Source organism: Candidatus Soleaferrea massiliensis AP7, assembly GCF_000820765.1.
Classification (GTDB): Bacteria; Bacillota; Clostridia; order Oscillospirales; family Ruminococcaceae; genus Soleaferrea; species Soleaferrea massiliensis.
In genome coordinates, this window is record NZ_CCYH01000021.1 from 22,615 (window position 1) to 37,716 (window position 15,102).

At 53.4% G+C, this 15,102-nt stretch carries 11 protein-coding genes; 9 read left to right on the forward strand and 2 right to left on the reverse strand.

What is annotated here, in order from left to right; translation table 11 throughout:
• Positions 1-123: 123 nt before the first annotated feature.
• Positions 124-1,350: an RtcB family protein gene (locus BN348_RS04425; protein WP_040196614.1), complete on the reverse strand. Its 1,227-nt coding sequence runs from the start codon at positions 1,348-1,350 to the stop codon at positions 124-126.
• A gap of 610 nt (positions 1,351-1,960) precedes the next feature.
• On the opposite strand from BN348_RS04425, the gene BN348_RS04430 reads away from it, so the two are divergent.
• From BN348_RS04430 to BN348_RS04460, 7 genes are all read left to right on the forward strand, one after another.
• Positions 1,961-2,410, forward strand: a complete 450-nt coding sequence (locus BN348_RS04430) for a MarR family winged helix-turn-helix transcriptional regulator (protein WP_052446708.1) — start codon at positions 1,961-1,963, stop codon at positions 2,408-2,410.
• Positions 2,397-3,740 (forward strand): MATE family efflux transporter, encoded by a 1,344-nt coding sequence (locus BN348_RS04435; protein WP_052446709.1) that lies wholly within the window; start codon positions 2,397-2,399, stop codon positions 3,738-3,740. Before BN348_RS04430 ends, BN348_RS04435 begins: the two co-directional genes overlap by 14 nt.
• Before the next feature lie 148 nt (positions 3,741-3,888).
• Entirely contained in the window at positions 3,889-5,124 is a 1,236-nt protein-coding gene (locus BN348_RS04440) for a WYL domain-containing protein (protein WP_040196500.1), read from the forward strand.
• Between the two features lie 298 nt (positions 5,125-5,422).
• Entirely contained in the window at positions 5,423-6,430 is a 1,008-nt protein-coding gene (locus tag BN348_RS04445) for a hypothetical protein (RefSeq protein WP_040196502.1), read from the forward strand.
• Positions 6,424-7,176: an SDR family NAD(P)-dependent oxidoreductase gene (locus BN348_RS04450; protein ID WP_040196503.1), complete on the forward strand. Its 753-nt coding sequence runs from the start codon at positions 6,424-6,426 to the stop codon at positions 7,174-7,176. The genes BN348_RS04445 and BN348_RS04450 overlap by 7 nt, the downstream gene beginning before the upstream one ends.
• 304 nt (positions 7,177-7,480) lie before the next feature.
• Complete coding sequence (locus tag BN348_RS04455) at positions 7,481-8,155, forward strand: DUF4352 domain-containing protein (RefSeq protein WP_156136409.1); 675 nt, start codon at positions 7,481-7,483, stop codon at positions 8,153-8,155.
• Between the two features lie 216 nt (positions 8,156-8,371).
• The gene (locus BN348_RS04460) at positions 8,372-8,929 is read left to right on the forward strand and encodes an LptM family lipoprotein (RefSeq protein WP_040196505.1); all 558 of its coding nucleotides are present in this window, start codon (positions 8,372-8,374) and stop codon (positions 8,927-8,929) included.
• A gap of 89 nt (positions 8,930-9,018) precedes the next feature.
• Here the strand turns inward: BN348_RS04460 and BN348_RS04465 are convergent, their stop codons facing one another.
• On the reverse strand, positions 9,019-10,710 hold the full coding sequence (locus BN348_RS04465) for a hypothetical protein (protein WP_040196506.1): 1,692 nt from the start codon (positions 10,708-10,710) through the stop codon (positions 9,019-9,021).
• Between the two features lie 758 nt (positions 10,711-11,468).
• Here BN348_RS04465 and BN348_RS04470 point away from each other — a divergent pair.
• Entirely contained in the window at positions 11,469-12,776 is a 1,308-nt protein-coding gene (locus BN348_RS04470; protein ID WP_052446711.1) for a glycoside hydrolase family 10-like protein, read from the forward strand.
• 320 nt (positions 12,777-13,096) lie between these two features.
• The gene (locus tag BN348_RS13000; RefSeq protein WP_197068278.1) at positions 13,097-15,001 is read left to right on the forward strand and encodes a family 10 glycosylhydrolase; all 1,905 of its coding nucleotides are present in this window, start codon (positions 13,097-13,099) and stop codon (positions 14,999-15,001) included.
• Positions 15,002-15,102: the final 101 nt, after the last annotated feature.

Consider the following 15,102-nt stretch of genomic DNA (forward strand, 5'->3'; position numbering starts at 1 on the left):
TCCAGCCATTCTGGCCGCTTTTAGAAATAAAGGATTGGCCATGCGGGCTCAAAGTCCCTGTGGAATTAGGCGGTCCCTGCCCGTCAGAAGCCCTGTACGCCTGCGCTTTACGGCGGCCACATGCTATCCCTTGACTACGCCGATGGTTTTCAGCTTGCGGACCGGTACGACAAGATCGGATTGGTTCTGCATGACCGTGTCGATATCCTTATAGGCAAAACGGCTTTCTTCCGCCACGTCGTCCTTTCGGCGTTTGCCGAGCACAACGCCCTGCGCCTTGAGGTCCAGTATGACCTGTTCGCAGGAGAACGCCTGCATGGCGCCTTTCCGGGAATAGCGGCGTCCTGCCCCATGCGACGAAGAGCAGAAGCTCTCAGTATTGCCAAGGCCCATCACAATATAGCTGTAGGAGCCCATCGCGCCCGGAATGATGGCGAGTTCGCCGTTCTGCGCGCTGATGGCGCCTTTTCGATGCACCCAGACATCCTTGTCATAGTGGCGCTCGTATGCCGCATAGTTGTGGTGGCAGTTGATGGTTTCGGTGTATTCAATGGAAAGACCGGTGTGCTTGCCAATCCATTTTTCCAGAACGGCTTTCACCGTCAGCAGCATCTTTTCGCGGTTTTCATAGGCGAAGTCAAGCGCGAGGTTCATCCAGTGGATGTACTGGGTTCCTTCGGGGCTGTCGACCGGCAGAAAGGAAAGGTTGTAAGAGGGGTCCACCGAGGAATGCCATTTCTGGTTGCATGCGCGCGCCTTGCTGTGAAAGTAGTCACAGACCGTCTTGCCGATGTGCCGCGAGCCGGAATGCAGCATGACGCACAGGTATCCCTCGGTATCCTCCTGCAGTTCGATAAAGTGGTTGCCGCCGCCAAGCGTGCCGACCTGATAATGGCCGCCCTCCAGCTGGCCAAGCAGTTCAGTGTCCGCCTCGTATTTGTCCAGTTCATTGACCGCGCGTTCCATGGTATAGCAGGGCTGCGGACTTTTGTGATGTTCAAATCCGACCGGTACGTTGCGCAGGATATCCCCGACAATCCCCTGCAGCAGGCTTCCGTTGCCGGTCCCAATATCGCGGATCTCCCCGACGCGGATGTTGGTTCCGACGAAGGCCATGCCGCAGCCGATATCCACGCCGACCGCGTTCGGGATGATGACGCCGTCGGTGGCGATCACGCCGCCAATCGGCATGCCTTTTCCTGTGTGGGTATCCGGCATCAGGGCCACCCATTTGTGGATGAACGGCAGATCCGCAAGATGATGCGCCTGTTCCAGGCAGCTCTCCTCGATGGCATCCTTTCCCTCCAGCCAGATTTTGATCGGTGATTTTTCACCATTTATGACAAACATCATCTCACTTCCTTTTCTATCAATTTTGGTTGTTTGTCATGCAGAGCTTTGTGTGTAAGCTCTGATGTTATTGTAACGCCAAGAGGAAAATTTATCATGTGAAAAAAGCTGCGACCTTGTTCCGTTTGATGATAGTACCGGGACAGGCGCCGTTTTCCCGTGGCAGATACCGGCTTTTAAGCGGCGGATGTTATCATTGGAATAAATCGACGGTTTCTATCATGCTGAAAACCAGCGGCTGTCATGGTAAAAATTTCTCCGTCAGCTTCAGGACTCGAGTGAAGCGAACCGCTGATAAGAAAGGCCAACCATCTCGAACGGCAGGCGGCCTGTTGACGAGCGAGGCAGGCGGTGCAGGAGAAAGGCTTCTTCCGTTCATCTTGTGACGCTCGCCGGTAACAGGTATCTCTTATATAGGACTTGGCCAAGCCGCCAGCTGTGCAGGTGATGACGGCTTGTAACTCTACCAGCTGGATTTGCTTGACAGATTCGAAGACTTTTGTTATAATCCATATGCGGTTAGTATGATTTCGGACTATTGTGGTGATTGATCGTTGATACAGACAGTCTGATGACCAATTTGATAGGAATCATGGAGGAGTGCATAAAAATGGATCGATTGCTGACCGAGCAGTTAAAACGGTACTATCAGCTTTGGCGGGAAACCAATGAAATATATGAGGAGTGGGCGAAACGGTACGGCCTGTCCTATTATGAACTTTTGATTCTGCTGTCGTTGTGGGAGGAAGCGCCGGACTGCACACAGAAAAAGATCTGTGAGCAGTGGCTTCTGCCCAAGCAGACGGTGCATTCCATCCTGCAGAACTTCTGTAAAAAGGAGCTTGTAAGCTTTCGGATTCTGAAAGCCGACCGGCGCAACAAAGCCGTGCTGCTGACAACGAAGGGGAAAGCCTTTGCGGATGACGTCCTTGAAGGGCTGCAGGAGCACGAACGGCAGGTGCTGCAGCGTCTCGGGCCCCGGCGGGTCGAAGCGCTGATCGACAACACGGCGCTCTTTATCCAATATTTCAGAGAGGGCGGCGAAGATGAACATACGTAAGCGTTTTTTCCAATCTGTTCTGCCGTCCATGCTGGCGTTTGCGCTGTCCGGCGTCTATGCGATTGTCGACGGCTTCTTTGTCGGGAACAGCATGGGGGACAGCAGCCTGGCGGCCATCAACCTGGCATACCCGCTCACCGCGCTGATTCAGGCCATCGGTACCGGCATCGGCATGGGCGGCGCGATCCAATACGCGATCTGCGACGGCATGAAGCAGGAACAGAAGAGAAACAGGAGCCTGAGGACGTCCGTCTGGCTGCTTGCGGCGGCGGGCGTACTTTTTACGGTGGTTCTTCTGCCCTGTGCCCCGATGGTGCTGCGCGCGTTCGGCGCACAGGGGGAAATCCTTACGCTTGCATGGGAATACACCCGGCTGATCGCCATGGGAACGATGTTTCAGGTGCTGGGCACAGGGCTGGTGCCGTTTATCCGAAACATGGGCAGCGCCGTATTCGCCATGTCCGCGATGATTGCGGGATTCCTGAGCAACATCCTGCTCGATTATCTTCTGGTCTGGGTGTATGAATTCGGTATGGCGGGAGCCGCTGCCGCTACGGTGATCGGGCAGGCGGTGACACTGCTGTTCTGCCTGTGCTTCCTCTTCGTCAGGAGAAGCGGGCTGCGCTGTACCCATGAAAAGGGGGAGCGCGGCCCGGCAAAAAGCATTTTGATGACGGCGCTTTCTCCGTTCGGACTGACCTTCGCGCCGAATATCACGCTGATCCTGGTCAATAAGAGCGCCATGATCCATGGCGGGGAGAACGCGGTAACCGGTTTTGCCACGATCGGCTATATTTCCGGCGTGGTATTCCTGTTGCTGCAGGGCATCAGCGACGGAAGCCAGCCGCTGATCAGCCTGCTGTATGGACAAGGCGATGCGGCAAATGCAAAGAAGGTCAGGAACATGGCCTTTCAGTTTGCCGCGGCCACGGCAGGGGTCTGTATGGCCGTCCTGTTCCTGCTCAGAAACCGGGCGGCTGTCCTGTTCGGCGCATCCGAACAGGTGGTTCGGATGGTGGGGGGCATGCTGCCCCTCTTTTTGGCCGGGTATCTGTTTGTGAGTTTTTCCAGAACTGCCGTCTCATACTTTTACGCCACCGAAAAAAACCGGTTTGCTTCCTGCTTGATTTATGGGGAACCGGTGCTGTTGTTCCTGCTTTTATCGGTTCTGCCGGACATCATCGGCATCTTTGGAACGTGGCTGTCGGTGCCGCTTTCCCAGGCGCTGGCCGCGCTTGCGAGCCTGGTGCTTCTGCTGTCACACAAACGCCCGCCCTCGAAAGAACGGCTTCCCGTACTGGAAGGGTCTGAAGCGAAGACCGGTAAATGAGCGCCGTTCAGATATGTTATCCATAACCGCTTCGCCTTCATCTGTGCGGGAGATCCTTTGCTTTGCCGTTGGCGGCCGATGGTTTCCAGTACAGATTTGATTTTTACAGCCGCCTTTGCTATAATATAGGGAAATTGGGGGCGGGAGCATGGCGCAGTTTTCGGAACTGATCAAGAATTTCGACAAAATCCGCGAATATATGCGTGGATTCTATATCTATGGCTTCAAGGTGCGCGGCGATTACACCGAAAAAAGCGCGCGTACCTATGACAATGAACGGCGGCGGGTTGCCTGCTGGATGGATGACGCGGTTCGCTGGGAGTACTCCCCGAAGGGCAAGCGGGTCTTTTTATCCTTGGACAGCTCGCAGGTTCGCCAAAATCCGCTTTATGCGGCCTGGAAATCCAAAAGCTTTACAAAGAACGATATCATGCTGCATTTCTTCCTGCTGGATCTCATGCGGGACTTAGAGCCGCATGGCGTTGACGAGCTGACCGACCTGATTGCGTCCCGATACGGTGTCCTGCTGGATACACAGGCGGTGCGCACAAAGCTTCGGGAATATGAACGGCTGGGCGTCTTTACGGTGGAAAAAACCGCGCGCGCACAGCGGTATCGGCTGAATCAGGATGACGCGCTGCGGCATTGGAATGCGGAAGGCTTGCTGGACGCGGTGCGCTTCTTTCAGGAGGTGGCCCCGTTCGGCTTCATCGGCAGTACCATCCTGGAGCGGTTTGACGCCGAAAACGACCTGTTTCTGTTTAAACATCACTATATGGTACATACTCTCGAAGACGGCGTGCTGTACGACATCCTGCAGGCCATTTATGAGGGGCGCATGATCCGGTTTCAGAATCTCAGCCGGCGGTCCGGCAGCGTCCATACATTTCAGGGAGTGCCGCTGAAAATCCTGACAAGCCTCAGAACCGGACGCCGCTACCTGTGCCTGTACCGTGCGGATGTGCGGCGTTTTACAAACCTGCGGCTGGACAGCATCGGCAGCGTGGAGCTTCTGGATGCCGCGGATGATCTGGATGATCTGCTCGGGAAGCTCGAACATAATCTGCCCAAATGCTGGGGCGTCTGCTTCGGCGGCAGGAAGAACCGTGAAGAACAGCTTATCGTGAAGCTGTACATCGACGAGCAAAAAGAACAGCATCTTTTAAAACGGCTGTATGAGGAGGGCCGCGGCGCACAGATCCTGCATATCGGCCGCAATCTGTATCTGTACAGCACCGTGCTGTTCGACGCCGGCGAAGCGATGCCGTGGATTAAAACATTTATCGGGCATATCGTGTCGCTGGAATGCACCAACCGGGAGGTCACCCAGCGCTTTTACAGTGACCTGTCGGCCATGAAGCAGATGTATCTGGACTGCAGGTAAACGGAAAAGCGCTGGGGAGAACGGATAGCGGACGCGGACATTGGACATTGGACATATCGTATTGCTGGATTGCATCGACCAGCAGGTCCATTGTTTTTTACGGGACCTGTCAGCAATGAAGCAGAGGTGTTTGGGCAGCGATTCATCAGGAAAGCTGTGAGGGCGACCGTTAAGAGGATTTCAGATACGCGCAGACAAAAGAAAAAACACCTGCGATGGAAAAAACGCGGTTCTGCGCCTGAATATTTATAGGCCCTGCGGAATAATAAATATCATATAGAGATGGAAGTGAACGCAGATGGAGTTGTTTTCGGAAGTATACAGCGCCTACTACCGTGCGGTGGAACATCTGCTGGCAGCGGCGTGTGAAAGGCCGCTGACCGCGGCGGAGATGGAGCGGATGATCGGTCAATACGCCTTTTCGGAAAGCGCAATGTTTATCCTGCCGAAGATACAGAGCGGAGAGTGGGCGCTGTTTGAACCTCAGGGAGCGGGATGGAGGTCCAAGACCGGAATTCCGCCGCAGATGCCCCTGACGAATCTGCAGCGCGCCTGGCTGAAAGCGATGCTTCAGAATCCGAGAATCCGGCTGTTTCTGGATGATGATGAGATACAGAGCCTTTCCGGGAGTTTCGGCGGGATGGAACCCATGTATGGACAGTCGGATTTCTGCAGCTTCGACCGCGGGCTGGACCCGGACGACTTCGATGCTCCGTCCTATATAGCGAATTTCCGTACGCTGCTTCATGCGGTGCGCACTAGGAAAATGCTGGAGCTTTGCCATGGGGAGAAACATTATCCGTCCTGCTGTGCGCTGCGGCTGCAGTATGCACCCAAGGAAGACCGGTTCTATGCCTATCTGGCCGTGATGGGGGAGGATGAACCAACCCGGATTCATCGATGTGCCCTGCTGGAAATTACCAAACTCGAATGGACAGGCCGGACCGCACAGGAACCGGTTGACCTGGAAGCGCATCTGCTCGCGGGGAGGGCCGAAGATCCGGCCCTTTTAAGAATTTCCGAGGAGCGGGGCGGCCTGGAACGCTGTATGATGCAGTTTGCAAGCTATGAAAAGCAGACCGAATTCGACGAGGAATCCGGCCGTTACCTCTGCAGGATCTTTTATGACCGGACAGAGGAGGACCAGCTGCTGGACGAAATTTGTTCGTTTGGAAGGGTGGTGCGGCTGCTTGGCCCCCCGATGCTGCTGGAGCGGCTGCGGGAACGCCTGCGCAGGCAGTGCGGGCTGATGGAACGCGCAGAAACCTTTTTACCATACACCGAAGAGGAGGCGGAAATATGTTAGCGATGATTACCGGAGCGAGCTCCGGCATTGGCCGGGATATGGCGCGGGAGCTTTCGCGCCGCGGATACGACCTGATTCTGGTGGCGCGCCGCCGGGACCGTTTGGAGATCCTGCAAAAGGAGCTGAAAACAAAGGTACAGATCATACCGTGCGATGTGTCAAAGAAGGAATCCTGTTTTTCGCTCTACCATCAGGTGGAGGATCAGGATATCGATGTTTTTATCAACAATGCGGGGTTCGGGCTGTTCGGTGCGTTTGAAGAAACCGATCTGGAACGCGAGCTGGAGCTGATCAATACGAACATCCGGGCCGTACACATCCTGACCAAGCTGTTTTTGAGAAAATTCATCAGGCGGGACAAAGGGCATATCCTGAATGTCGCGTCGTCCGCGGCGTTCCTGCCCGGTCCGCTGCTGAGCAGCTACTACGCCTCCAAGTCCTATGTGCTGCGCTTGAGTGAGGCAGTCTATGAAGAACTGCGCCGGCGCGGCAGCCATGTCAGGATCAGCGTGCTGTGTCCCGGCCCTGTGCGCACCGAGTTTGACCGCGTGGCAGATGTGCGCTTCAGCGTAAAGGGGCTTTCCAGTGAAGCGGTGGCGCGCTATGCGATTGAAAAGATGCTGCGCGGAAAACTCATCATCACGCCGGGCGCCATGATGAAGGCCACGCGGTTTGTGGAACGCTTTGCATCCGAGAAGCTCCTACTGCGCTGCTGCTACCATATGCAGAAGCGCAAACAGAGCTGATTCGATGAAACGCAGATGACATGGATGGGAACAGAGGGTTTCGAATCTCTGTTCCTTTTTTTGTTCAGCCTCCTTGAAAAGCAAGGATCATCTATGGTAAAACTGCCGGCGGGAGATTGCCTTGCCGGTCCGCGATAAACTGAATTTAGACGACCGGGCTTGCGGGGAGTTATGCAGACGGTTAAAAAACGGCGCGCACATATTTTGTCGAATGACAACAGGACATTCATGAAATCCTGTTTACTTTTCGCAGCCGGTGTATTATAATAAAAGCAAGAATTTTACAGATGACCTGGAGGCAATCATGAAAAGAATGTTGTTATTGCTGCTGAGCGTATCCATGACGTTGGTCTTTTCGGCGTGCGCATCGAGCGGCAGGTCCGGCCAGGATCAGGATCTGTCCGATTCAGATATTTCGATGAGCGGGGACGTGTCCGCGTCTTCCGGTTCATCTGAAGCCGATGAAAGCATAAGCGGCACGCAGAGCGCCGAATCCGGCTCGACCGGCGGCACAGCGAGCGGTAAAACACCGTCGGATAACTCTGCCGGCACCGCATCCGAGAAAAAACAGAATGATTTTGACAAAACGTTTACCTTTGACAACATCGAGATAACCTTAAGCTCCGCCTTACAGTGGAGCAAGATTGACAACAAGTTCGCGGAGGAAAACGGCGCGGAGGTTGTGAAGATACCGGCAACCATCCGCAACAAGAGCGACAAGCCGCACAGCTTCAACATGTTCAACTACACGGCCTACGGGTCGAAGGGGACAATCCTCAATATCATCAGCGGATATTTTGACGACGACATCGGCGAGCTCGGCGAAATGGCCGCCGACGCCGAGCAGCATGGATATCTGTATCTGCTTTACGATGGGGACGGCGACTATACTCTGGTTTTTGACGACCAGAAAAACCGTATGGAGATTGTTCTGCCTATTAAAAGGGATCAAAAAACAGGATCAGTCCCAACGGACTGAAGAATGGTAAAAAAGGCGGCATGTATGGCACATGCCGCCTTTTTTCTGCATATACATGGAAAGAGATCAAGCAAACAGGCTATTTTTCAGCATGAGAAGCAGGATGCGTTTATCTAATTCATAGAAAAAATAGAAAATACATTTACTTATAGATGTTTTTGTCATATAATGTCGAAAGTGTTGCACATCAACGAAACATTTTTCTGGAGGAAAAAGATGAAAAAAATTTTAGCAGTTATTGTGGCGGCTATGATGGCCGTTTCCCTTTCAGCCTGTGCGGCGAAGCAGAATCTCGACGATGCGGGGGCATCGGCAGAAAGCCAGACGTCGTCTGCGGCTCCGGGCGGGGACTCCGGCGAGGGAACCAGCGAAGAGCCGTCCAAACCGGCCGAGCTGACCTATGACACGCCGTTCGCATTCGACGGCTTTGAAATTACCTTTGGTTCCGGTGTGGAATGGACGAAGCTCGACAATCAGTTTTCAGATCTGGACGGCGCCGATGTTGTGAAGATCCCCATGAAGATCACCAATAAAAGCGGCGAAACCAAGGCGCTGAATCTGTTCTATTATTCCATTTACGGTTCTAAAGGAACCAAACAGGATTCGATCAGTGTGTACTTTGATGACGACATCGGCCTGGCCAGCGATATGCGGGACGGCGCGTCGCAGGATTCCTACATGCATATCCTCTATGACGGGGACGGGGACTACTTTGTTGAATTTAACAACTTCACAGAGAAGCTGGAAGTAAAGCTGCCGATTCAAAAACAATAAGATATGTCCATGGAAAAGAAAAGCTCCGGACGCGGCTGCGTCCGGAGCTTTTTGTATGCAGGTGATTGTTGCGGATATGCGTAACCGCGTTATTCGGAAGCGGATGGCGTTTCCTGCGGTGTGCCGGTATCCTGCTTCTGGTCAAACATCCGGTTGTCAAAGGCGGTAGCCTGCTGGATGCCGGAAGCGGAATCCGCATATTCGATCTCGACCGTGTCGCCCGGCTGGGTCAGGGCAAGCTCCTGGCTCAGGTCGGACGGTACGACAAAGAGGCTTTGCGGATGCTCTTTCAGGATAATCTTGTAGCTGAGCAGCTCGCCGTCAAATTCCTGCCCGATGCGTTCCACCGTGCCGGTGACGTTTTTGTTTTCCCCGTCGGCAGGCAGGTCATTGGTGATGCCCGCGCCGCGCAGGGTCTGTTCATAGTTTTTGGCCGCGGCAGCCTGCGTTTCCCCGACGCCGACGATCGAGTAATCGGTGACCGAGACAAAGGCGTACTGCTTGATGAGTCCCGCGTTGTCCTTCAGCGGCATGAAGTAGGTCGGTTTTCCATCCATGTTCAGGATGATCGGGAAGGAGGCCTGGTAGTTCAGGTGCTGCACCTTGCCTTCGGCCGACCGCATGGCGGATTCCTCAGTCGCACCCGGCAGGGCGTATTTATGCACCTCTTTGGTCACCATGTCCACCATCATGAAGCCGATCGAGCTTTCATCCGAACCGACGCTGGTCAGCCCGGTGAACAGATAGCAGCGGTCGTCGTTGTAGATGATGATATGTCCGTCTGAGGAGGTGAATTTGTCCTTGTTGGCAAAGTTGAAGATGCCGTGGACATATTCGCCCTGGTTGTCTATCTGGTTGATGATGAAATCTTCGGGCTGTACGCGGTCGACCCATTCCGGGATTTCATCAATGGCATACTGTTTGGCTTCGCCGGTCGTCGCGTTGACCAGGATGATGCCGGTTGCCTCCGGCAGGTTAAAGCCCCAGGTGTTGTGATAGGTTGTCATGACCCAATACGGGTTGCCGTCGTCGTCGATTTCAAATGAATAATCGGTGATGCCGCTCAGCGGCGCATTGGTAAAGCGCACATGCCGCAGCAGGTCGTCGAAGAAGTAGCTGTCAGGCTGATATTTGATGTAGTGCTCGTCCACATACTGCACATCGTTGACATTGGTCGCCGAAACGACGATGTAGCCCGGCGTACCGCCCATGTTGGTCAGCCATTTGAAGAAGCCGGAGTGGTGCAGCGGCACAGCCCAGACGAGCTTGCCGTTTACCTTTTGAATGGTCGGCTCGCCCAGCACCGCCTGGCTGCCGAGTGACGGGCGTTCCCCAAGCTTCTTGTCGGCCAGCTTGGATGCCAGGTCCTTGTCCACAATCGGAAGCTGGCTGACATCGACCGGCTGGACGTCATCGGAGAATTCCATGACCTTCGGCTCCCCGAGCTGGTCCCGGTAGGCGCCGGAATTGAAGATGACGCTCGAGCCGATCATGACCAGAAAGTATACGATCCATGGAATGGCCACGATCAGCAGCATCTTTTTCGGAAATTTGCCGCCGTTCGGCACATAGTTGAATGCGGCGCCGCTTTCGGCCTTCTTCCCAAAGGTCAGCGTACCGAAATGGAAGATCAGCCAGAGAGCGAAATAAACCGAGATGACAACGCAGTAGAAGAAAGCGCTGTCAGGATATAACGGATTGAAATTGACCGAAGTCGTAAAGGCATACAGGATAACCAGAATGGTTGCAATGCCGAAGGTAATCCATTTTGTCTTTTTCAAGTAGTTCACCTCTTTCGTGTTGGCGCATGACATAACTGCGCCTTCGTGCATTATAGCATATTGTCAGGCGCAATTCAATGTTTCGCCTGTAACATGCCGGCGAAATATTGTCAGCGAATCCTGCGGCCGGAAACCATGGGACGGGAATGCAGGGGAATGCAAAGGGTGCCTACAGCAGATCTTCCATTTATACAGTAAAGAAGTCCTGTTATATCTGCAAGGTTTTGCACTGCAGGGAATAAAGCCGCACAATCCCCTATGCAGGAGTGCCCCAAAATGCTCATGACCCGGATGACGGAACCGCTATAAACAAGTATCTGCTTGCATACCAATACAAGATGGGGCATCGTTAGATTATCGAAAGAAATGAGAATGATCGAATCAATGACGATGGAATAGATGCACTGTCTAAATAATGGAAAAAAGCGGACAATCCCATGAATTTTGGGTTTCTCAGGGTTTCCATCAGCCGAAATTTATGGTATAATATCCGCATAACAAACGCCTTCGGCGTTTGCGGACCGGCGGGGTATACCATAGCAGCAGTCCCTTATGGGCGTACACGCTGCGGTGTGCCGTAATAAACGGTTTCGCAGGTTTTAACCGTGGTACAGCATGCATACCACCGGCGTTTTATGTCGGCCTGTCACAGGCTTATTGGGTAGAATCCCCATACGGATGCAAAACGGCTGCGTCATATTTTTGTTCCTCCATTCATAGGCTCTAGTATGGAATCTTCGAAAATGAGGTATCTGCCTATGAAAAGGATTGTGACGGCATTTCTGCTGATCGGTATATTACTGTGTGGTACAGGCTGTAACATGGATGAGCTCTTTCAGGAGGAAACGGGCAGCGGCCCCGGCATTACAGAGCAGGACTACTCCTTTTCCCCGGAAAAGCCCAGTCCGGACTTTGACCTTGAGACGGAAAAGGACCGAGAAGCTTCGCCGGATTCGGATGAAGTGCGGGCGCTCTGGCTCTCTTACCTCGACTTGACGCCGATACTGAAAAATAAATCCGAAGCGGATTTTACAGCCGCAGTAGCCGGATACTTCGAGAACGCCGTACAATATGGCTTTAACGATATCATTGTACAGGTGCGCCCGTTCGGCGACGCGATTTATCCTTCAAAGTATTTCCCATTCTCGCATATTCTAACCGGGACGCAGGGGAAGGATCCGGGATATGATCCGCTTGCCATCATGGTAAAGCTGGCGCACGAGAAGCATCTGCGGATTGAAGCCTGGCTGAACCCATACCGTGTGCAGACCTCGTCGGCCGACGCTTCAAAGCTGTGCGATGCCAATCAGGCAAAGACGTGGTATGAGCAGAAAAACGGCTGCGTTGTTCAGTCCGGAGACGGGCTTTTCTACAATCCGGCCCAAAAGGAAGTCCGGGAACTGATCATCAACGGCGTGCGGGAGATCGTGCAGAACTATCAGGTGGACGGCATCCATTTCGACGACTATTTTTATCCGACCACCGACACGGCATTCGATCAGGCGCAGTACAAGGCGTACAGGGACGGCGGCGGAAAGCTGGAGCTGGCCGACTGGCGCAGGAGCAATGTCGATGAGCTGGTCAGCGGCGTGTATCAGGCTGTCAAAGATGTCCGCGCGGATGTGGTTTTCGGCATCAGCCCGCAGGGAAATCTGGGCAACAACTACAACACCCAGTATATCGATGTCGAAAAATGGGTCACAACGCCTGGTTACATCGACTACATCTGTCCGCAGGTGTACTATGGGTTTGAAAATGGCACCTCTCCGTATATCGACACGGTGAAGAAGTGGAACGATATGATCACACTGGACAGCGTCAAGCTCTATGTGGGACTCAGCGCATACAAGCTTGGCCGCGAGGACACCTTTGCCGGGGACGGCAAGGAAGAATGGATCACCTGTACCGATATGCTGAAGCGCCAGGTGGAAGAGGCGAGAAAAAATGGAACCTACGGCGGTTTTGCCATCTTCCGGTACGATTCGTTTTTTACCATTTCACAGGCTGAAAATAAGGAACAGATCCAAAAGGAGATGGATAATCTGAAAGGCCTGCTGGAACCCTAGGTTGCTTATCACCTGTCAAACAGCGGGCGGACAAAAACAGATGCTGTGCGCATGCTGCATGGAGGCATATTCCAGTATTTTGGTAGCGCACGATCATTCGAACATGCGGCGGTTTGCCAAATGACCGGGGATTGATATATGTGCGGTATAAAAGCAGATTGTTTTTACACAGTCTGTCTGAGACCGTATTTCAATGTACCAAGCGGTCTTGGCACTGAGATGAAGAGAACCCAATAAAACTGACAGTTTAGGGCTGATAAAAACAGCATGTGACATCAAATCAAAATGAGTGGAAGAAAAATGGAAAGGGATGTTTCATGATGATAATCCTCAAAAAGCCCATGCGGCTTGCTGTCAGTGTTGTGTTGCTGTTGTCAATTCTGCTGGGCGTGCTGCCTGCAGGCGCTTTTGCTGCGGATGCAGTTTTCGAAAATCCAATCACCCCCTATGCGGCTGCCGCAAACATGCCAAAAGAACTGGATGTCGCATATATTAAAATCGGGACGACGGTTTCGGAGTACGAAGCCAGCCTGGAATTGGAAGAAGGCCAGTCGGTCGTTGTCAAACGTGGCGGCAATGGACTGGACCGGGAAGACCCGATTGGAACGGGCAATATAATCAGCGTCATGAAAGACGGGAAAGAAGCCTACCGCAATCAGGCGCTGGTGCGCGGCGATATGGATGGAGACGGGATCATGGGCATACGGGATCTTTTGATGGTGAAGATGGTGATCCTGAACGGAGGCCCGGAGGATATCTATGAATGGATGGGGGACTTCGAGGAGGATGGAAACATCGGCATACGGGATCTGATCTCGATGAAGATTTACATCCTGACTGCGGGGGAAACTGTTCCAGTTGAAAGCGTGTCGTTTGAAAATGAGGAGGAAAGCCTCTTTGTAGGGGAATCCGTCACGCTGCGGCCGATCATCCAGCCGGAGTACGCGAGCAACCGGTCGGTGGTGTACTCGATCGGGAACAGCAGCGTCGCATCGATCACGCAGGATGGCGTGGTGACGGCAAAGCGGGCCGGAAACACCTGGGCGACGGTGCGGACGGTGGACGGCTCCAAAACCGCGAAATGCCTGATCCGCGTTCAGGAAAAATCCCCTCAGCAGGAAGAGGTGCGCGCGGTGTGGCTCTCCTATATCGATCTGACGACGATTATGAAGAACAAATCCAAAGCGGAATTCACGGCGGCAGTGAACCGGTATTTTGACAATGCCGCACAGTATGGATTCAACGATGTCATCGTACAGGTCCGGCCGTTCGGGGACGCGATCTATCCTTCCAGGTATTTTCCGTATTCGCATATTCTAAGCGGTACGCAGGGAAAAAATCCGGGATACGACCCGCTTGCCATCATGGTGCAGCTGGCGCACGAAAAAAATCTGCGCATTGAAGCCTGGATCAACCCATACCGCGTACAGATCGGTTCCGCCGACGCCTCAAAGCTGGCCGATTCCAATCCGGCCAAGGCGTGGTACGCACAGAAGAACGGATGCGTCGTGCAGTCCGGCAGCGGGCTTTACTACAATCCGGCAAAAAAAGAGGTGCAGGAGCTGGTCATCAACGGCGTGCGGGAGATTGTGCAGAACTATCAGGTGGACGGCATCCATTTCGACGACTATTTCTACCCGACCACTGACGCCGCGTTCGACCAGACGGAATATCAGGCCTACAAAAACGGCGGCGGAAAGCTGGGACTGGCCGACTGGCGCAGGAGCAATGTCGACCAGCTGGTCAGCGGCGTGTATCAGGCCATCAAAAAGATCGATTCCACGGTGCTCTTCGGCATCAGCCCGCAGGGCAATATGCAGAACAACTACAACACGCAGTTCATCGATGTGGAAAAGTGGGTCACGACACCCGGATATATCGATTATATCTGTCCGCAGATGTATTTCGGCTTCCAGAACAGCGCCTGTCCGTTCAGCGAGACCGTGAAGAAATGGAATGACATGATCACCCTGGACAATGTCAAGCTCTATGTCGGACTTGCCGCGTATAAGATCGGCAAGGAGGACACCTACGCCGGGGCCGGCAAGTTTGAATGGATTTCCGCCACCGACATGCTGAAGCGGCAGGTCGTTGATGCCAGGAGAAACGAGCATTACAGCGGCTTTTCCGTGTTCCGGTATGACTTTTTCTTCAATATTCCGCAGGATTCAAACAAGAGTCAGATTCAAAAGGAGATGGAGAATCTCAAAAGCGTTCTGAACTGATCAGCATAGACAGCCAATATGAAATCCAACGGATTTGCAACCGCACGGCCGCCATCTTGATCCAGTACCAAGCGGTTTTGGTGATCCGTCAAAAAATATTC